Here is a 20,867-nt window from a genome sequence, read left to right as displayed (position 1 = left end):
CGCTCTATTTATATTTGTTTGTCCTTTATCCTATTTAGTGTTGCACTGTATGCACAGAAGCCGAGCGATGGCAGTGTGCGTCCTTCTGCCGTTCCTGTAGCCACTCCGGGTGCTTATACCATTACGACTATCAACTATGTACGTACCTGGGAACCTAGTATGCCCACAGCGGACTCGGCAACAGTGGTGACAGGTACCATTGCTCAGGTGAAACAAACCACGCAATATATGGATGGTTTAGGCAGGCCGCTGCAAACCGTTTCCAAAGGAATGGGCGGGGCCGGAAAAGATATTGTAGCTCCCGTGCTGTATGATGCTTTTGGCCGTGAGCAGTTAAGGTATTTGCCCTATGTTGATCAGGGCACCATTAATGGTCTGTTCAAAACAGATCCCTTTAACAACCAGAAGAACTTTTACGAGAGCAATAGCTTGAGTCCCGGCACCAACGGGGAAACGGTGTTTTATAGCCGTATGGATTTTGAATCATCTCCCTTAAACCGGGTGTTGAGCACTTATGCTCCTGGCAACAGTTGGGCCAAGAATGACTTAAGCACGGTAGAACGGGGAGGCCATAAACCTGTGCAGCAACAATATCTCGTCAATGCCGTAAATGACTCTGTGCGGATCTGGAACATGGGTTCCGGGAGCATCCCTGTTTCTTCGGCTGCCTATCCTGCCGGCCAGTTGTACAAAAATGTTACCATCGATGAAGGCGGTAACCAGGTAGTGGAATATAAAGACAAGGAAGGGCGTGTGATCTTAAAGAAAGTACAATTGGATGCCAGCCCAGCCGGAGCACATGCAGGCTGGTTGTGTACCTACTATGTATATGACGACTTGAATAACCTTCGTTTTGTGATCCCTCCCAAAGCAATTGGCTTGATCAACAGCAGCTGGACGATCGCTCAGACGATTGCAGACGGGCTTTGTTTCCAATACCAGTATGACAGCCGGCAACGCATGATCATCAAAAAGGTACCGGATGCAGGAGAAGTGCACCTGGTCTATGATATAAGGGATCGGTTAGTATTCACCCAGGATACTGTACAACGTGCTAAATCCCCCCAGGAGTGGCATACCACTTTCTATGATGGGCTGAACCGTCCGGTCATGACGGCGATCTATCCCAGCAATAGTGGCCGTGCTGCTTTGCAAAGTACCATGGATGGCGTTACGGGCAGTAGTAATGAACAAAATTATGCAATTCCCGGTCCTGATCAGTTAGTGATCGGTTCCAGGGAAATAGGCAGACCACTCTATCAGGCACGCAGGGAGATTATCTTCCAGGGAGGCTTTGAGAGTGAAACGAATGCAGATTTCACTGCAGAAATTGATTCAACGCTCACCCTGGGCACAGAGACACTGATCGTCACTAATCCCTTACCGGGCATCAGTGGGTATGAACCGCTGACCTATACCTATTACGATAACTATTCTTATAACGGGGCTAAAACCTATGATGGCAGCTATGCTTCCAAACCCCAGGCTGGCAGTAATCCTTATGCAGAAAGCATTGTTAAAAGCAATGCTACTTATGGACTGGTGACCGGCAGCAAAGTAAGGGTGCTGGGCACCAGCCAATGGCTGACCAGTAGTGTTTTTTATGATGAAAAGGGACACGTGATACAGACCCGGGGTGACAATGCCAATAACGGTGAGGACATTTTCACCAATCTCTATGATTTTAACGGCAAAGTGCTTAGTACTTACCTGCATCACAAGAACCCACGTAGTGGCACCAATCCAGACACGAAAGTGCTGACGATGACTGCCTACGACAATGCCGGCAGGGTAATAGAGATTAAAAAACGCCTCAATGATGACGGCAACCTGGAACGTACCATCGCTACGATGACCTACGATGAACTGGGCCAGTTAAAAAAGAAGTCGATCGGGAAGGCTTTTGGTGGCAGTACTTACCTGGATGAACTCAATTACGAGAATAATATCCGTGGCTGGCTCAAAAGCATCAACAAAGACTTCGTGACCACAGCAGGCAGCACGGCCAACTGGTTTGGACAGGTGTTGAGCTATGATTATGGCTTTGAGAATAACAAACAATACAACGGCAACATCTCCGGCGCTCAGTGGAAGAGCCGTACCAATGGGCTGGAACGGGCCTATGGTTACAGTTATGACAGGTCTAACCGATTAACCAAAGCAGACTTCAACCAGCATAACACCACCAGCAGCCCTAACTGGGAGAAGGACCAGGTAGACTTCACGGTAGATAACCTGGCTTATGATGCTAACGGCAATATCGGGAGCATGAAGCAAATGGGACTGGTGGCCGGTGCACCCACCCCGATGGATGAACTACATTACAATTACACCGATCATTCTAATAAACTGCTAAACGTCTGGGACGGCGCCAATGATGCCACCCGTAACCTGGGCGACTTTAAAGAACCGGATGCGAACAATGTCACTAACCGGGTTAATGAAACAACGCATGTTGACTATGCCTACGACCCGAATGGCAACCTGAAATTAGATAACAACAAAGCGATCGTAGCTATTACTTACAACCACCTGAACCTGCCAGAGCAGATTACGATTACAGATAAAGGGACAATCCGTTATCTCTATGATGCAGTTGGTATCAAACTGCGTAAAACGGTAACAGATATTACTGTCAACCCAGCCAAGATCACCACCACAGATTACATCAACGGATTTGTATACGAGCAGGATACTTTACGATTTACCGGCCATGAGGAAGGCCGCATCCGTACGGTATTCAAAACAGGAGAACCGCAGGCCTGGTATTACGACTACTTTGAAAAAGACCACCTGGGCAATATCCGGATCGTACTGACAGAACAAACGGACTTTAGCATGTACCTGGCTTCGATGGAGCAGGAGAGTTCAGCCAAAGAGAATGCTTTGTTCAGCAACATTGAAAGCAGCCGGAGTGTGAAACCAGCAGGATACCCTGAAGATAACAGTGCCTCCAACACCAACAGTTCGGTAGCCAAACTCAATGCCACGAACCCGGACAAGAAGATCGGCCCTTCATTGGTGATCAAAGTAATGGCGGGAGATACCATCCGTATCGGAGCTAGGGCTTTCTATAAATCCCAAGGGCCAACTAACAGTAAGAAGCTGCAACCGGCGGAAGACATGGTCACCGCCCTGGCACAAGCCTTTGGCAATGGTGGTAGCAACAACCCGGGCGCCCACGCTTCCAGGAGTACCAACAATACCCCCTTCACATCAGACTTTTACAACAACCAATACCAACACTTAAAGGAGAAGGATAAACAACAAAACCTCAGTGGTAGACCAAAGGCATATCTGAACTTTGTGCTGTTCAATGAACAGTTTAAGATGGTGGATGAGAACAGTGGTGTGAAACAGGTGAAGGCAGAACCAGACCAGTTGCAGACCTTAGCCCAGGACAAGATGGTGGTGAAGGAGAGTGGTTTTCTGTATATTTATACCAGTAATGAGAGCCCGCAGGATGTGTTCTTTGACAATGTGATATTGGAGCATATCACAGGACCGGTACTGGAAGAAACTCATTATTATCCTTTTGGCTTAGTAATGGATGGGATCAGTGGAAGGGCACCCGGAACATTGGAGAACAAATATCTCTACAACGGAAAGGAGTTACAGCATAACGAGTTCAGCACTGGTAGTGGTCTGGAATGGTATGATTATGGAGCCAGGATGATGGATGTACAGATTGGACGCTGGCATGTAGTTGATCCTCTTAGTGAAATATCTAGAAGATGGAGTCCTTATAACTATGCAGTTAATAATCCTATCCGCTTCATCGACCCTGATGGAATGAGCATAGAAGATACGCAGCATGAGGAAGGTAAAAGGGATTTTCAAGATTTTTTGAGAAATGAAAAAGATAGGCAAGTTGGGAAAATGGTCCTAATTAAAAGGGCTCCTCAGCCAGATAGAAAAGGACTTATAGTACAAGCGACTGAGGAACGAAAAAAGCAGGCACCATTTGAGGCATTCTTAATAAATATGACATTTGAGCTTCTGAGTGGTCTTAATTCTATTGATAATTTTGTTGTTAACCGAATTGATGGAGAGAATTCACCTGGTGAAATTTTGGCTGATGGCGGGAATGTTGTGATGGCAAATATATCAATAGGGTTCAAAGGAAAAGGACCGGGAAAACCAGGCTTATGGACTCCTGATTATAAACGCGGGTTAACCCCGGCTGGGAATGCGTATAGACATTTTGAAGATCATGGTAAGGAATTCCCAGAACTTTATAATGCGAAGCAATACGCAGAAGCTACAAAGGAATTTTTACATAATTCACCTGAAGGTACGTTGGTTAAGACAAGAACTAATGGTGATGTGTTGAAGTATCATCCTCCTACGAATACATTTGGTGTAATGAATGTTGATGGTACTCCAAGAACGATGTTTAAGCCCACGGATGCTATATTTTACTGGCAGAAACAAAAATAATACTTACAAATATGATAGAACTTAATTGCAGAGTTTGCGGAATATACTTGGAAGAATCTCCCTGGGGAGAAGATGGAAATTGTCCTACTTATGAAATGTGTACTTGTTGTGGAGTAGAGTTTGGTAATCAAGATTATACTGTTGAGTCTGTTAAGCGGTACAGGGAAAAGTGGTTAAGTGATGGTGCTAAGTGGTCTTTGCCCAAGTTTAAGCCCAGTGATTGGGATCTTAATGAGCAGATGAAAAATATACCAAAGGAATATCTTTAATACAAATCCATTTTTCTCGTTTTTGAGAGAATTAATGGATTGTAGATATTAGTCATATAGAGGCTAGGTAGAATCCATTGTCTAATGAAGATGGACAAGAAGCGGGTAGTCCTTATCATTTTTCTTACAACAATCCTGTTAGGTTTGGAGATCCGGATGGCAAACTCCCAATTGTGTTACCGATTATTTATGCTATAGGAGTGGGATTGGTAGCTCTTGGCGCTTCAGCTGGTCTTGTGATGGTTGTGGATAGAATGGTAGAAATAGGAAGTGAGATGCAATTGGATTTGCCAGCAGCACCAGCTGGAAATATGACATTTGTTCCGCACATAACAATACCGCAGTCGTCGCTGCGTGAAATGTCGGCAGCAAAACGGAATGAGAATATTGCGGTTTCCGGACCAATTCACGATGGACGGGATCTGGTAAAAGACCTGTTATCTAATAATAGAGCTTATGCACAAAAGAAGGGGCCAAAGGATTTAATACAAGAAGCAAAAGAAAAGGCCACGGAAGCTAGTCAAAGAGCAGCTAAGAGAGAGCAAGCTACTAAGAAAGGAAAGACAAAAACAGGAAATAGTAATCAGACGGTTAGAGGTGAGCATTCTACCAGAACAGGTGGAGGCAGCAGGAATAAACATGAAGCGGCTAATGCAAGAAGGGCCAGAGAGCAGGCGGCGGCTGATACTAAGAAAAAAACAACTGAAAATGAGGCAAAAAAACCAAAAGAGTCTGGTTCTAACTAGGAACAGAGAGATAATATTGGATAAGTTCTATGATGTTATTTCAAAGGACTCAGTACGTGCAAGAAATTTGATTAAAAGATTGGATTTTAGAAATGACCCTTATCTTTTACAATGTATTGCGCAGACTTATCTTGATGAAAGCCGTTTCAATGAAGACGGAACTCAAAGGGAATATGTTGAACAAAGAAAATGGAGAATGGCGGAAAGATATATTATCAAGGCATTTGAGTTAAATCCTGATTGCCTGATAGTACTTTCCACAATGGGATCAACAAGAAAGTCATCGGATCAGAATGATATAGCAATTTATTGTTTTGAAAGGATTATACAGTTAGGTGTGAAGGCGGCAAAGGGGTATCAGTATGGCCTTAACCCTTCTTTAGCCAGTGAGTTAGTAAATGATGCCAAATTTGAATTATACCGTTTGTACTACGAAAAAGACAAAAAACAGGCTGAAAAATATTTAAATAGTTATAAAAAAGGATTAAAGAAAGGAGTAACTACTATGTTTATTCCGTTAGATAGATTTTTGCTGGACTAATGCAGATATAAGAATCCAATGGAAACGTGATATTTACGGGAGAGGATGCGGTTGCTGCTGGTAATATGCTGAAATCAATGTATAGCAATAGCAGTGAAAATAATGAGGATGGTGATGTCTTACCTGTATGGCACTATGTTCCATGTAAAAGCTTCGGGTGTTTGGCGGAATGCAGGAGAGCAATGGTTTACAGTGGGGAATGGCGTAGATGAAGTGATGCGGCTCAGGCCATCGCACAATGTACTGATAGGTACTGCTACTGATGATCCTGCATATAAGTTGCAGGTGAAGGGGAATGTGAAGACACAAAAGGTGAAGGTGACATTGCAGGGCTAGGCGGATTTTGTGTTTGAGCCGGATTATAGATTGCCTTCTTTGTATGAGGTGGAGCAGTTTATTCTGCAGCATAAGCGCTTGCCGGAGATCCCATCGGCGAAGGAGGTGGAGGAGAATGGGGTGGATTTGGGGGAGATGAATAAGAAGTTGTTGCAGAAGATAGAGGAATTGACACTGTATATTATTCAGCAGGATAAGGAAATAAAGGAAGTGAAGAAGAGATTAGGGAGACTGGAAGAGGCTGATAACAAATAAAACACCTGATAATTCACGTTTGAATTCAACTCAATAAACCAGTTGACCGTATGAAGTTTCTTTTAACCTTTTTTGCTGTACTTACACCCTTATTTGCCGCCGCGCAATATCCTCAAATTGTACCTGTAACACCTGAAGCAGCGGCGTTAACTAAAATTGTTAATTATCCAGTAGATCTGAATACCGGAGTGCCCAATATTAATATACCGCTTCACGAGATTAAAACGGGAGGTTTGGTGTTGCCTATTGGTATTTCTTATCATGCCGGAGGTTTTAAGATCAATGAACAGGCAACCAGGCTGGGGCTGGGGTGGTCATTAGATTGTGAGTTGCAGATAACCAGAACCGTAAATGGGTTGGATGATCTGTCATTATCCGGATACTATAACAATTCCAAGGTAAAAGCATATCATACCAGTAATCCGGGTTCCGGGGGGTATCCGTTTAAAAATACTTCAAGTGATTTTTATTCCAGGGATGAACATGCATTGGCAACAGGTTTGGTTGATGGACAACCGGATCAGTTTTCCTATAAACTGCTGAATAAAGCGGGATCTTTTTATTTCCAGAAGGACGATAACGGGAATGTGGCAGCAATCGTACCTGTCCCTTATGATAATATTAAAATTGAATTTGTTGGCGGGCGGTTTATAATAACGGATACTGATGGAACTGTATATTATTTTGGTGAACCCGGTACAAGCACGCCTACTTCCAGAGGGATAGAATACACGGAAGGATCACAATATATAGGTGAAAAGATACTCACCACCTGGAAGTGTAAGAAAATTGAGAATGCAACTAAAACCGCAGAGATAGGGTTTGAATATGTTTTGAAGCCAGTTGCAATATTTAAAAAAGCAACTGATTTTATAGAATTCTATCAATCAATGCAGATCAATTTTAGTACGATGGGTGGGCCAGATTGCGCAACGGTAACAAAACGTGGTGATGAAGTCCCTGCATCGCAGTACAATGACTATGACCAATTGTTAGGGGCCATTTCGTTTTATCTTCTAGCATCACCTAAATACATGGAAAATTATGGCGGAGGGCTGAGAACGTTTCATATGCCTTATATAAACCTTCAGAATGATCAGCTCGTAGATAAAACTTATTCTGTAAGCAGCGGAGGGTTCGGCTTTGTACAGCAATCAGTAATTGCAGGGGTGGCACTGGCCAGAATAACCTTTAACGGCGGTTCAGTTGAATTTCCGGGAAGCGATAAGCTGAATCAAATCATCGTGCGGGATAAATTCAATAACCAGGTGAAAAACGTAGTGTTTAATCAATCCCTGACGGCTCCCGTTTATACACAGGCCGCACAGGTTTACAACGGGAATTCTTATTATGGCACATACTATCTGGACGATATTCAGATCAATGGAAGCGATCTTTACAGGTTCATGTATAAGCAAAAGGTGGCTTTTGGTAATCATCTGATAGGACAGGATGCATGGGGGTACCGGAATAACCTGACAACTGAAATATCCAGTTACCCGGCAGCATACGCCAGTAATGTCCCCCGGCAATCCGATCTTGTACAAAAACACATGCTGCGTTTCCCTTTCGGTTGTACTGAGATACCTGTGGAACGTGAATTCTCTGTTGGAGGTAATCCTGCAGCAGAAATTCCTGATGGAGAATATATGGCATTTGGTACGTTACAACGGATTGTTTATCCAACAGGTGGTTATACTGACTTTGATCTGGAGCCTAATAAGTATAATGAAAAGATCAATATTTTTAATGACGATCAACCTAATTTAGATGCTATTCCAAGAACAGGAGGCGGCTTAAGGGTGAGAAGTATCAGCTATTACGATGGAGTACATGAGGGAGTACCGGCCTGGCGGAAAATATATAAGTATGGAGAGTTGCAGAATGGGATGGGCATTGCACTTAATAAACCTGCAGCCATCTATAATGAGCTTACGCGCAAACTGGATGCCTTCAGTTATGAGCAATACATCGGCTATATTGTTAATGAACAACCATGTTCCAGTCCATATGGCTGTTTAAGATTATCTGCCACGGAGTCAAAAAGAACATTGGCGCCTGCTTCTTATCTGAACTATACTTATTCCAACGGTTCACCTATTTATTATACAAAGGTCACAGAATACCAGCATGACCTGGGGGTGGCTACCGGAAAAAAGGAGTATGCATATTACAGGCCGGGCGCCTTCAACCTGATCGATGGTATTCCTCCACTGGAACTAATGCACACCACAAGCGTTGTAGACGGAACGAATATTCCATGGCAGCACAGCAGTGGGTTAATGGGGATGCTAAAGTCTCAATCAGATTATAAATTTGAGAACTGTGAGTTAAAACTCGTTCATCAGAAAAATTATACCTATAAGCCCTATATCCGGCCACTACAGGTGCGTGTAGTTTATTCTTTTCTTAAAACCATCTACCAGCTTGTTGCCGGTCCTGCACCAACTGTGGCGGGCGGGGTTTATAATGATCAGGCAACTTTCTTCGGCGTCTCTACACCTCCTGAAATCTATAAAAGCGGTGAATATGGCATCGCAGTTGGCAAACTGTTATTAGAACAGGAAGAAGAAAAGTGGTTTGAGGGGAGTACAAATTTGACAACAAACACCTATTATTACTACGATAATAGTCAATATCTTCAGCCATCGAGAATCCTTACGTCCAATAGTAAGGGAGAACAAATACAAAAACAGCTTAAATATACCTACGATCTGAGTGGTGAAACAGTGCTTAATACCATGTTGGGGAAAAACATCATTAGCCCTGTTATTGAGGAAACCACAACAAATATTGCAAAAAGCAAAGAGTTGTATAAGATAAGGAACAACTATGCGAACTTCTCTGCCGGACCAGGTTTTATTGCCGCTTCTTCTGTTCAGAAATCATACAACGGAGGAGCTCTGGAAAACGAATTTACGTTCGATCAGTATGATCAGTGGGCTAACCCGATACAACTGACAGCAAAAGATCAGATCGTAAGATCTTTTGTATGGGCTTACGATGGGCAGTATCCTGTTTCCGAAGTAACAGGTATGAGCTATTCTTCAGTTAATGCTATTGTAAATCCCGGCGGCGCAACACCAGATATTAGTGCCAGTTACGATGAAAACGATATTAATAGCAGGATAGCCAATCTCAGGAATGCAACCAATACCGGTAAAACATTTATAACAACATTTACCCATAAACCTTTGATCGGCGTGACCAGTAAAACAGACGAGAGAGGAAGGAAAGAATTTTATGAGTATGATGTTTTTGGCCGGTTAAAAATTATCAGGAACAACGAAACCCATATTGTTAAACAATTGGAGTACTATACTGTGGGCAATGTTTCAACCTGGCATCAGAATGGTGCTTTTTATACGCTTCCTGGTAATGCCGCGCCAGTTCTGCCTGCTGCCTGTTCAACTGCTTTACAGCGTACAGATGCTGTTCTTGAAACGTACGTGCCACCAATTAACATACCATCACCTAATACAAATATAGAGTTTTATAAAGACGGATTTTTGAATGAAACCGGTTCGTTTCCGGTAGTGTCTTATGACAATATTTATACTAACCAGATAAATATTCCGATAGGTAATTATGAGGTCCGCTTTGTGCCCTCTGAGTTTTATACCGGACCGGAGGTGAAGTATTTTTATACCACACCTGCTAATCCGGGTACTTTCATACGTATTTATTCAGGCAGTGTACTCAACATTCAGCAACCTACTTCCGGTAGTTATAGGTTTTATGCAGATAACACAGGGACAATTGTTGAATAGTAAAGAAGTAACCTATGCAAAAAGTATCCCCTAAACATCAGTATAAAACATCCATCACTCTACAATCAGTGATTATGCGATCCATTTATATTTGCTTAGCCTTTATCATCTTTAGTGTAGGTCTGTATGCACAGGCACCGAGTGGCAGCAGTGTTCGCCCTTCTGCAGTTCCTTTAGCTAAACCCGGTGCCTATACGAACACGACCATCAACTATGTGCGTACCTGGGAACCGAATATGCCTACAGCGGACCCTGTTGCAGTGAGCACGGGCACTATTGCCCAGGTGAAGCAAAGAACAGAATACATAGATGGTTTAGGCAGGCCGCTACAAGCTGTTTCTAAAGGGATGGGGGGTAGTGGAAAGGATATTGTAGTCCCCACGCTCTATGATGCCTATGGCCGTGAGCAGTTAAAATACCTGCCTTATGCAGACGGCACCAGCAATGGTCTTTTTAAAACGGACCCTTTTACAAACCAGAAGACCTTTTACGAGAGCAATAGCTTAAGCCCTGGCACCAACGGGGAAACGGTGTTTTATAGCCGCACGGATTTTGAAGCGTCTCCACTAAACCGTGTGCTGAGTACTTATGCCCCCGGTAACAGCTGGGCAAAAAATGACCTGAGTACAGTGGAACGCGGTGGTAACAAGCCGGTACAGCAGCAATACCTGATGAATGGAACAGCCGATGGAGTGAGGATCTGGGAGATGAGTTCCGGGAGTATCCCTGTTTCTTCTGCAGCTTATTCTGCCGGTCAGCTATACAAAAATGTTGGTATCAATGAAGCTGGTAATCAGTTGGTGGAATATAAAGACAAGCAGGGCCAGGTGATCTTAAGGAAAGTACAAATGGCAGCGATCCCTGGTGCCAGCCATGGCGACTGGTTATGCACTTACTATGTATATGATGATCTGGGGAACCTTCGTTTTGTGATCCCTCCCAAAGCGGTAGAACTGATCAGTAGCAGTTGGACGATCTCCCAGGCCATCGCCGACGGCCTTTGTTTTCGATACCAATATGATAATCGTCAGCGGATGATCATCAAAAAGGTACCGGATGCGGGAGAAGTACACATGGTCTACGATGTGCGGGATCGGCTGGTGTTCACCCAGGATGGGGCACAACGGGCTAAATCCCCTAAAGAATGGCATACTACTTTCTATGATGAACTGAACCGTCCGGTTATGACGGCGATCTATCCGAGCAATAGTGACAGGGCCTCGTTAGAACTTACTATGAATGGGGTGACGGGTAGCACCAGCACAGAGAACTATGTTGTGCCCGGCCCTGATCAACTGGTGATCGGTTCCAGGGAAACCGGCAGAGCATTTTACCGGGCCCGCCAGGAGATCATCTTCCAGAATGGCTTTGAGAGTGAGACGAATGCCGATTTCCTGGCAGAGATCGTTCCATCCCTGACGCAGGGAACTGAAACACTTATCGTCACCAATCCCTTGCCCGGCATCAGTGGGTATGAACCCCTGACCTATACTTATTACGACAAGTATTCGTATAACGGGGCTAAAACTTATGATGGTACTTATGCTTCCAAACCCCAGGCTGACGGTAATCCCTATGCAGAAAGCTTCGCCCAAAGCAATGTTACGAAAGGTTTAACCACCGGCAGCAAAGTGAGGGTATTAGGTACAGACCAATGGCTGACCAGCAGTGTTTTTTATGATGAAAAGGGACGCGTCATACAGACCAGGAGTGATAATGCCAATGGTGGAGAAGACATTGTTACCAATCTATATGATTTTAATGATAAGGTGCTTAGTACCTATGTGCATCATAAAAACCCGCGCAGTGGCTCCAACCCGGATACAAAGGTGCTAACGATGACAGCTTATGACGATGCTGGCCGGGCAACAGCCATCAAAAAGCGGCTTAATGATGACAGCAACATGGAACGTACGATCGCTACGATGACCTACGATGAGCTGGGCCAGTTAAAAAAGAAGTCGATCGGGAAAACTTTTGGTGGCAGTACTTACCTGGATGAACTGAATTATGAGCACAACATCCGTGGCTGGCTGAAAAGCATCAACAAAGACTTTGTAAACACCCCGAATAGTACAGCTAATTGGTTCGGGCAGGTGTTGAGTTATGATTATGGGTTTGAGAACAACCAACAATACAATGGCAACATCTCCGGTACCCAATGGAAGAGCCGTACCAATGGGCTGGAACGGGCCCATGGTTACACTTATGACAGATCCAACCGGTTAACGAAAGCAGACTTCAATCAGCATAACACTACCAGCAGTACGGCTTGGGAGAAGAACCTGGTTGATTTCACTGTAGATAATCTCACCTACGATGCCAATGGCAATATTGGCAGCATGAAGCAGATGGGGCTGGTGGCCGGCGGGATCACCCCGATGGATGAACTGCATTACAATTACAACCTTCACTCTAATAAGCTGTTGAATGTCTGGGACGGCGCCAATAATGCCACCCGTAACCTGGGCGACTTTAAAGAACCGGATGCGAATAATGCCACCAACCAGGTTAATGAAACAACGCATATTGACTATGACTACGACCCGAATGGCAACCTGAAAATAGACCATAACAAAGCCATCGCAGGTATTACCTATAACCACCTGGACCTGCCGGAGCAGATCACGATTACTGGCAAAGGCACGATCAATTATTTATATGATGCGGCCGGCAATAAATTGCGTAAAACGGTGACAGACATTACGGTGAACCCAGCTAAAACCACCGTGACTGATTACATCGATGGATTTGTTTATGAGCAAGATACATTACAGTTCTTAGGTCATGAAGAAGGCCGCATCCGTACGGTATTCAAAACTGGTGAACCACAAGCCTGGTATTACGACTACTTCGAAAAAGACTACCTGGGCAATATCCGGATCGTACTGACAGAACAAACGGACTTTAGTATGTATCTGGCTTCGATGGAGCAGGAGAGTTCCGCCATAGAAAATGCTTTGTTCAGCAACATAGAAAGCAGCCGGAGTGCCAAACCGGCAGGCTACCCGGAAGACAACAGTACCTCCAAAACCAACAGTTCGGTAGCCAAACTCAATGCCACGAATCCAGATAAGAAGATAGGCCCCTCATTAGTGATCAAGGTAATGGCGGGAGATACGATCCGTATTGGGGCTAGGGCTTTCTATAAATCCCAAGGCCCCACCAACAATAAGAAGCTGCAACCGGCCGAAGATATGGTCACCGCGTTGGCACAAGCCTTTGGCAATGGTGGTAGCAACAACCCGGGTGCCCACGCATCCAGGAGCACTAATAATACCCCCTTCACATCCGACTTTTACAACAACCAATACCAGCATTTAAAGGAGAAGGACAAACAGCAGAACCTCAGCAGCAGACCAAAGGCTTACCTGAACTTTGTGTTGTTCAACGAGCAGTTTAAGATGGTAGAAGAGAACAGTGGGGTAAAACAGGTAAAGGCAGAACCAGATCAATTACAGACCTTGGCGCAGGGCAAGATGGTGGTGAAGGAGAGTGGTTTTCTGTATATTTATACGAGCAACGAAAGCCCGCAGGATGTGTTCTTTGACAATTTGATCCTTGACCATATCACAGGCCCGGTGTTGGAGGAGACCCATTATTATCCGTTTGGGTTGACGATGGATGGGATCAGTTCAAAAGCACCAGGGAAGCTGGAGAATAGGAAACATTTTAACGGAATAGAGCATACGGAGGATTTAGATCTTAATCAATACGATGCTTTTTATAGAACATTGGATCCACAGATAGGCAGATGGTGGCAGATTGACCCTGAAGCAGAATCATTGACAAATTCTTCCCCCTATGAAAGTATGGGTAATAACCCTGTTAACGAAGTTGATCCTTTAGGTGATTTTAAGACAAGGGTTGGAGCAATGTTACACTCTTTGTTTAATGGTGGCGCAGTGCATAAGAACGAGTTTGGAGAGTGGTATGTGCTAAAGACAAAAACCTCAGTGGGAGAAAATGGTATTCTTAATGTTAGCCCACAGGTGTCATATGGAGAGGGACGGCATAAGTATAGTGCGGCAGGAGAAAAGATACTTGATGAAGTTGAGGATCAACAGTTTGTAAATACGTTAGTAAAAGCAAAAATATGGGATGAGGAATTGTCGCAGGAGGAAGCAGGTAGAAATGCAGCTAATTTGGGATTTATGGTCATTTCTATGGCAAAACTGCTACCTGCTAAAGCTGCTAACTCCCCTACGGTGGCGCCTGTAGCTAATGTGGTTACTAAAGCCAGGGGTACAACTTTAACTCGTTTTTTAGAATCTCTGGGTAAAAACACAAAAGAAGCAGCTGAGTTTTTTGGATGGGGGAGTAAGACAAATTTGACAAAATCTATTTCAGACTTTAGCAGGAAAGAATTGTTAAAGAATGGATGGACAAAGGAGAACTTAGTTAAATTGGCTAGAGCATATAATGATCAGATAGTAAAAGCTCAGAAAATGGGATCACAAAATGCCGCTGCAGTAGTTAGAAGGGATCAAGCCATGGAATTAGCAAGAACTTTCTTTTGAAATTAGAACAATAAAAAAATGAAACAAAAAACAAGTTTTAAAATTTTCAATAGTTCAGATTCTGAAATGGAAATAATACACGAACCTGAATGCTTTATTTTTAAACTACCTGTTAACGAAGAAATTAAAGTTGAAACAGATTCTTGTGAAGAAAGCATTCAGTTGAAGGTATTTATTGACAGTGGTAAAGCTGTAATTTCAATTTTAGATGAAAACAGTTTGTACAGTGTTTTTTATAAAGGAGAGAATATCTTTGAGAAATATTTATAGTTATCTGTTACGGCTTCGCCGTTCAAATATTTCTTAATAGAACATAAAAAATAGTTACCCAGATCATGAAAAAACTTATCCTGTTACCTATGTTCGCTTTGTTAAGCGTGTTCAGCTTTGCATCTCCTAACGTCAGTGACGAATACTCTATCTACGTGACTTTCCCCGCCGGTTATGTAGTAGGAGATTATATCGAATATTGTCAATACCCAGTACTACTTCCAGGAAGCAAAGGGTGATCAGGCTGATCCATACGGAAGCATCGGCGAAATCGGGAATAATAAATTCCATTATCTGAGGTTTTTAAGAATTAATCGAAATCAAAAAAGTCGCCAAGGAAGCCTTTCTTTTTCCTGGGATGTTGATGTTTATGGCGGTCGTGGCCATGGTCGTCATCATACCGGCGGTATTCATCGCTGCTGCGTTTGTTGTCATGTTCCAGCAGCTTGTCCAGTTCACCTTTATCCAGCCAGATGCCACGGCATTTCGGGCAATAATCGATCTCAACGTTGTTCCGCCCTTCACTTCAGACTTTTATAACAAGCAATACGAGCATTTAAAAGAGAAGGATAAACAGTAGATCTGACCGGCAGACCTAAGCTTATTTGAACTTCGTGTTGTTCAATGAGCAGTTTAAGATGGTGGAAGAGAACGGTGGGGTGAAGCAGGTGAAAGCAGAGCCAGATCAGCTGCAGACACTGGCACAGGATAAGATGGTGGTAAAGGAAAGTGGTTTTTTGTATATTTATACCAGCAATGAGAGTCCGCAGGATGTGTTCTTTGACAATGTGATACTGGATCATATTACAGGGCCTGTATTAGAGGAAACACACTATTATCCATTTGGGCTCACCATGAGTGGGATCAGTTCAAGTGCTGTTGGTAAGTTAGAAAACAAAATACTATTTAATGGAAATGAGCTTCAGCAGAAGGAGTTTACTGATGGTAGCGGACTAGCTTGGTATGATTTTAATGCAAGAACCTATGATCAGCAGACGGGAAGATTTTTACAAATAGATCCGTTTACGGATGAGGGTGGTCAGGAAGCAATCAGCCCATATCACTTCTCATATAACAATCCAATACGGTTTAGCGATCCAGATGGTAAATGCCCTATCTGTCCTGCTTTACCTTTTATTGGGGAAGCAATTGCGGAGGGGATTATTGCAGGAGGAGCAGCGGCGGGAATAGTGATGGTCGTTGATAAAGCAATTGATATTCTCAAGGAATTGCCAGTGCCAGCGGGAGGAGCTAATTTAACAACTGTACCGTTACTGCCAATGCCGAGGGAGTAATGGGCGTGTGATTTATTATGATCCAACTAAACCGGTAACCAAACCTAATCCTTAAACGTTTTGTATGAATGAATATAAATCTAAATCAAATATATTTTCAATTAAAGTTCCAGCTAGTTATTTGATTGAAGAAGGCGGAAATACAATAAGTATAACTGATGATAAAAATGGGGTTGGCGCAATAAATTTATCTGCGTATGTCATCCCAGCTACGTATAATTTTGATGTTGGTATGGAGCTGTCAGATTTTGTATCATCCAACGAAAATGCGAATAATGCAGAAAATTTGCTTGCCCAGGTAAGTGCTGATAATTATGAAGAGAAAGAGTTTGTACTTGAAGGGCAATATTACTGGAAGTACTGGGTATTATACAAAAACAATAAAGCTGTATTTGGAACATACAATTGTAACTTTAGCGATCGACTTGTAGAAAAGGATATCGTTAAAGAAATGGTTGATTCGATAAACATACTTACATAAATTGTATCTATCATCTTTCAACAACAAAGACCCCGCGACTGCGGAGGCTTTATTGTTACTGGTTATGTGCTTTTTTTGCTTTAAAATCCCTGAGTGCCATATCGAGGAGGTTGAGGATAAATTTTCTATTCTCCTCCGGTAAATTTAAAACCTAAACAATAATGATAAAGAATGAAATATCTGTCTTCTTAAACAACAAGAGTGAGACGATGTTAGATAATAATGTAGATCAAACATTGCTCATCAGTTATAAGGAAATTTTAAAGGATGATCAGTATTTTGATTTTATCAAATCGATTGGTAATGGAGGCTTTTTCTTCAATCAATCATTACATATATATTCTTTTATTTCTACTAGTGATTTTTCCAATATTCAATTAGTAAATGATGTCCTAAGTAAGGAGTTTGGATATTTGTTTGAAGGGTTATTTTCTTTTGGACAGGAAGTATTTGGGAATCAGTTTGCTTTCGATAAAAGCGATGGTAGCATAGTTCTTTTTAATGTTGAAACTGGCGATAGAGAGAGGTTGTCAGATGATTTTGAGGGCTGGTTAAAATATCTGATTGAAAATTTGGATTATCTAACAGGAAATGGATTTGTTAAAAGTTGGTGTGAGGTTAATTCATTTCACTACAATCAAAGATTGGTACCTAAGGTGCCATTTGTTATAGGAGGCGAATATGAAATGAAGAATTTTTATGCAAGCGCCTTCCCTAAATTTCTTCTTTATTATGCTGATTTGGCAAAACAAATACATAATCTAAAAGATGGGGAAAAGGTACGGCTTAGAATAGAAAATTATGAGTAATTAATGTTTGTTTATTAATAATGAGATCCATTTTTGCTTTATTCAGCGTCTCTAATTGAGAGTTTTTCATAGAGATCGATAAGTACTTTATGACTATTCTTCAGACAAGGATACAAAAAAGGATTTTATAGAATAGCTGGAGGACAGGCGAGGCATTTTTCATACAGTATTGTAGTGGACAAGGATAAGTAAAAGCCCAATCCAATAGTGTTGAATAATATGATATTGCTTTTAGGCTGGAATAATAAGTTGAAAGGGAATACGATGTTTTGTTGTATGATTTCTTGGCTAATTCCCAAGTGCCAGGGATGGACCCGGAAAATTTAGGCTGGGGTATAATTTTTAACCTTGGATAAACGTATCTATGAAAAAGATCTTTATTGGCAGTATTGCCATATTTTTTGTTGATAGTGTTGTGGAGGACCTGGATGAACACGGAGATTTTAAGGACAAGAAATAATCATACATATGAAAACTGTATTCTTTTTTATAACGTTTTCTATTGCTATGAGTTCCTGTAATTACAGATTATTCGTGTATAAGGACAATATTTACCATAAACGAACAGGTTACCTGGTGTTCTTTAACAGGAACATGATCTTCTATCCTTCAAAACATATTACAGGCAATGATTTCTTTAACGCTAAGATCAGTAAAGGATATCTTGTTAACTTTGAAAGAGATGAGGCAGCTCTTTACAATGCCAGTGAAAAATATACCATCGATTATGAGTATCTGCAGGATGACAGGAAGATATTTGTAAGGGATACTGTCAGGGTAATTCCTGTTGAAACAAGATCTGTTCCCATGAACCTGGGATTGACAAACGGGGAAACAGATTTTATTATCAGGTATAATAACACGCTGCATAATTTTCCATATCGTGTTAGGAATAACGAGTCTATTTTGAATGTTTATCCTATTCTTGAAAAAGATATCAGGGAGGCTTCGGAGTTTTATAGTAAAGGGCTTAATAATTGATAATTGTATAATATCATTTCGAGTCAATATATTACAGAACTTATAAATATTGAAGATGGGAAAAATGAAGATTATACGTTTGATTCCTTTTATTATCGTAGTAGTGATGATGATATTTACATGGAAGGAAATTATGTTTGTTAGTCATGCAGGACGATACAGGCATCTGATAGCTGCGGTGTTGTTTATTATAGCGCTAATTACTTTTTTTTTTCAGCTTCAGATATTCAACATTGATAACGGGCATATTATTATTATTAGCTACTTTTGATCTGGCTGCCATTACCTATGAGATCTGGTCAGAGGCCTTTTTTATATCAATAGCAGGGCGGGAGATCTCTACCCCATACGTACAGCCCTGGTCTTTACTTGTATTTGTCACATTCCTTATTATTAATGGTAAATACCTGGTGAATTCCTTCAAGAGAAAGGACAATAAAATGCAGCGCGATACTGTTTAATGCAGTTCTCATATTTACAAGACCTTAGCATAAAACCCCGGCTATATGCCGGGGTTTATTTTCTTTTATAAGAAACCTTTCTGCTGCTGTCGCATAAAAGGCTGCCCTGGTTGCATAAATAACTATTTAACGTCCCTCGGCGTATTCAATTCAATATTCTTCGCATTTTTCCCTCTCAGCCGTATATTCAGTAGTTCCACGATCAATGAGAAGCCCAAACAGGAATAAATGATACTCTTGCTGATCTCCTGGTGGAAACCACTGGCAATCAGTACCACACCTATTACTATCAGGAATGTAAGCGCCAGCATTTGCAGCGTGGGCTGCTTGTTGATGACCTTTGTAACGGGCCCTGCAAACAGCATCATGATCAGGATAGACACTACTACTGCAATGATCATCACCAGCACATTGTCCACAAGACCTACTGCAGTTAGGATAGAATCAAAGGAAAAGACGGCATCTACCAGCACTATCTGTAATAGCACGGAAGCCAGGCTATGGGGTGCACGGGTCTTTTTATGTCCCTCTTCTGCATCTGTCTGCAACTTATGATGTATCTCCAGTGTGCTTTTAACGATCAGGAAAAGGCCGCCTGCCAGCAGGATGATATCCTTCCAACTGAGTGGGATCACCGTACCGTTCAGCCATTTGAAATTAATCACGGGGTCTTTGAGACCAATGATCCAGTTGATGCATAATAACAGGCCTACCCTGAACAACATGGCCAGCCCCAACCCGATGTTCCGGGCTTTGCGCTGCTGGTGTTCCGGCAGTTTCCCTGCCACGATGGATATGAAGATGATATTGTCAATGCCCAGCACTACTTCAAGGAAACAAAGTGTGATCAGGCTGATCCAGACGGAAGCGTCGGCGAAATCGGGAATAATAAATTCCATTATCTGAGTTTTTAAGCATTAATCGAAATCAAAAAAGTCGCCAAGGAAGCCTCGTTTTTTCCTGGGATGTTGTTTATGGCGGTCATGATCATGGTCGTTGTCATACCGGTGGTGCTCATCGTTGCTGCGTTTGTTGTCATATTCCAGCAGTTTGTCCAGCTCTCCTTTATCCAGCCAGATGCCGCGGCATTTCGGGCAATAGTCGATCTCAACATTGTTCCGCTGTGTCATGAGCAGCGTTTCGCTGCAATTTGGACATTTCATCAGTACTTGAGTTTATAATTTACGGAAATAAAAATACAATGGCTTGTTCCCGGCAGGAAACATGCGGCAATTCGTGTGCGGCAAAAAGGAGGAGATCAAAAAAGACTGAACCGGTAAAGGAAAATATAATACGCGGGCCTCATCCAGGAGGCCAGGCGGAAGTATTTATGGTTGTTATTGTTGTGGGTAACGGTATTATAAACCCGCGGAAACTGCTGTTTGTTGAAAGTGCGTTTATTCTTTACTGTAGTTTCTATGCCAAGGCTAAGTTTGCAGGCTTCCTGGTTTTCATTTTCATAAAGTGGTGATTCCTGGAGATAACCCTGGCCGGGGCCGGAAGGGAGAATGTAAGATACGCAGGAGCACAGGCTCAGTACTAACAATAAGATAATACGAAACCTGCCTTTGAAAGATATGTCCGGAGCGTAGTTGAGCAATTCCCTGCGATTTTCCCAGCTAAAGTAAATAATTATTCTGATCTGCCGCAGTTTGGTATGGAGCGTTTATAGAAGAACCTTTCTATTACAGTG

The 20,867-nt window shown here is 42.4% G+C and carries 19 protein-coding genes; 14 read left to right on the top strand and 5 right to left on the bottom strand.

All coding sequences use genetic code 11. The features are described from left to right. The first annotated feature begins 18 nt into the window (after nucleotides 1–18). From AAHN97_RS12115 to AAHN97_RS12075, 9 genes are all read left to right on the top strand, one after another. The gene (locus AAHN97_RS12115) at nucleotides 19–4,440 is read left to right on the top strand and encodes a DUF6443 domain-containing protein (protein WP_343307886.1); all 4,422 of its coding nucleotides are present in this window, start codon (nucleotides 19–21) and stop codon (nucleotides 4,438–4,440) included. Between the two features lie 11 nt (nucleotides 4,441–4,451). Continuing rightward, nucleotides 4,452–4,709, top strand: a complete 258-nt coding sequence (locus tag AAHN97_RS12110) for a hypothetical protein (protein WP_343307885.1) — start codon at nucleotides 4,452–4,454, stop codon at nucleotides 4,707–4,709. Between the two features lie 77 nt (nucleotides 4,710–4,786). After that, nucleotides 4,787–5,455, top strand: coding sequence for a hypothetical protein (locus tag AAHN97_RS12105; protein ID WP_343307884.1), 669 nt, complete (start codon nucleotides 4,787–4,789; stop codon nucleotides 5,453–5,455). Then, nucleotides 5,418–5,996 (top strand): hypothetical protein, encoded by a 579-nt coding sequence (locus AAHN97_RS12100; RefSeq protein WP_343307883.1) that lies wholly within the window; start codon nucleotides 5,418–5,420, stop codon nucleotides 5,994–5,996. The genes AAHN97_RS12105 and AAHN97_RS12100 overlap by 38 nt, the downstream gene beginning before the upstream one ends. A gap of 108 nt (nucleotides 5,997–6,104) precedes the next feature. Further along, a complete protein-coding gene (locus AAHN97_RS12095) occupies nucleotides 6,105–6,332 on the top strand; it encodes a hypothetical protein (protein ID WP_343307882.1) in 228 nt (75 codons plus the stop codon). A 48-nt stretch (nucleotides 6,333–6,380) separates the two neighbouring features. Beyond that, nucleotides 6,381–6,587, top strand: a complete 207-nt coding sequence (locus AAHN97_RS12090; protein WP_343307880.1) for a hypothetical protein — start codon at nucleotides 6,381–6,383, stop codon at nucleotides 6,585–6,587. Between the two features lie 50 nt (nucleotides 6,588–6,637). After that, on the top strand, nucleotides 6,638–10,357 hold the full coding sequence (locus AAHN97_RS12085; protein ID WP_343307879.1) for a hypothetical protein: 3,720 nt from the start codon (nucleotides 6,638–6,640) through the stop codon (nucleotides 10,355–10,357). Nucleotides 10,358–10,431: 74 nt separating this feature from the next. Next, complete coding sequence (locus AAHN97_RS12080; protein WP_343307877.1) at nucleotides 10,432–14,877, top strand: DUF6443 domain-containing protein; 4,446 nt, start codon at nucleotides 10,432–10,434, stop codon at nucleotides 14,875–14,877. A gap of 18 nt (nucleotides 14,878–14,895) precedes the next feature. Further along, nucleotides 14,896–15,147: a hypothetical protein gene (locus AAHN97_RS12075; protein WP_343307876.1), complete on the top strand. Its 252-nt coding sequence runs from the start codon at nucleotides 14,896–14,898 to the stop codon at nucleotides 15,145–15,147. A 147-nt stretch (nucleotides 15,148–15,294) separates the two neighbouring features. Here AAHN97_RS12075 and AAHN97_RS12070 read toward each other — a convergent pair whose 3' ends face one another. Both AAHN97_RS12070 and AAHN97_RS12065 read right to left on the bottom strand, forming a co-directional pair. Continuing rightward, the gene (locus AAHN97_RS12070; RefSeq protein ID WP_343307875.1) at nucleotides 15,295–15,438 is read right to left on the bottom strand and encodes a hypothetical protein; all 144 of its coding nucleotides are present in this window, start codon (nucleotides 15,436–15,438) and stop codon (nucleotides 15,295–15,297) included. Nucleotides 15,439–15,457: 19 nt separating this feature from the next. Then, nucleotides 15,458–15,649: a zf-TFIIB domain-containing protein gene (locus tag AAHN97_RS12065; protein ID WP_343308275.1), complete on the bottom strand. Its 192-nt coding sequence runs from the start codon at nucleotides 15,647–15,649 to the stop codon at nucleotides 15,458–15,460. Between the two features lie 112 nt (nucleotides 15,650–15,761). Between AAHN97_RS12065 and AAHN97_RS12060 the strand changes: the two genes are divergently transcribed. The 5 genes from AAHN97_RS12060 (at nucleotide 15,762) to AAHN97_RS12040 (ending at nucleotide 19,174) form a co-directional block, all read left to right on the top strand. Further along, on the top strand, nucleotides 15,762–16,442 hold the full coding sequence (locus AAHN97_RS12060) for an RHS repeat domain-containing protein (protein ID WP_343308274.1): 681 nt from the start codon (nucleotides 15,762–15,764) through the stop codon (nucleotides 16,440–16,442). 64 nt (nucleotides 16,443–16,506) lie between these two features. After that, nucleotides 16,507–16,923, top strand: coding sequence for a hypothetical protein (locus tag AAHN97_RS12055; protein WP_343307874.1), 417 nt, complete (start codon nucleotides 16,507–16,509; stop codon nucleotides 16,921–16,923). Nucleotides 16,924–17,084: 161 nt separating this feature from the next. Continuing rightward, a complete protein-coding gene (locus AAHN97_RS12050) occupies nucleotides 17,085–17,732 on the top strand; it encodes an SMI1/KNR4 family protein (RefSeq protein WP_343307873.1) in 648 nt (215 codons plus the stop codon). A gap of 468 nt (nucleotides 17,733–18,200) precedes the next feature. Continuing rightward, nucleotides 18,201–18,713, top strand: coding sequence for a hypothetical protein (locus AAHN97_RS12045; RefSeq protein ID WP_343307872.1), 513 nt, complete (start codon nucleotides 18,201–18,203; stop codon nucleotides 18,711–18,713). Nucleotides 18,714–18,946: 233 nt separating this feature from the next. Beyond that, on the top strand, nucleotides 18,947–19,174 hold the full coding sequence (locus AAHN97_RS12040) for a hypothetical protein (RefSeq protein WP_343307871.1): 228 nt from the start codon (nucleotides 18,947–18,949) through the stop codon (nucleotides 19,172–19,174). A 122-nt stretch (nucleotides 19,175–19,296) separates the two neighbouring features. On the opposite strand, the gene AAHN97_RS12035 is transcribed toward AAHN97_RS12040, so the two are convergent. From AAHN97_RS12035 to AAHN97_RS12025, 3 genes are all read right to left on the bottom strand, one after another. Then, nucleotides 19,297–20,073 carry a TerC family protein gene (locus AAHN97_RS12035; protein ID WP_343307870.1) on the bottom strand — a complete coding sequence of 259 codons (777 nt, stop codon included), beginning with the start codon at nucleotides 20,071–20,073 and terminating at the stop codon, nucleotides 19,297–19,299. Between the two features lie 18 nt (nucleotides 20,074–20,091). Beyond that, entirely contained in the window at nucleotides 20,092–20,337 is a 246-nt protein-coding gene (locus AAHN97_RS12030; protein WP_343307869.1) for a zf-TFIIB domain-containing protein, read from the bottom strand. A gap of 95 nt (nucleotides 20,338–20,432) precedes the next feature. Then, nucleotides 20,433–20,774, bottom strand: a complete 342-nt coding sequence (locus AAHN97_RS12025) for a hypothetical protein (RefSeq protein ID WP_343307868.1) — start codon at nucleotides 20,772–20,774, stop codon at nucleotides 20,433–20,435. Between the last annotated feature and the right edge of the window lie 93 nt (nucleotides 20,775–20,867).

Origin of the sequence: Chitinophaga niabensis (assembly GCF_039545795.1) — a bacterium.
Classification (GTDB): domain Bacteria; phylum Bacteroidota; class Bacteroidia; order Chitinophagales; family Chitinophagaceae; genus Chitinophaga; species Chitinophaga niabensis_B.
The sequence above is the reverse complement of the archived record's forward strand: the minus strand, read 5'-3'. Positions and strand labels throughout refer to the sequence as shown.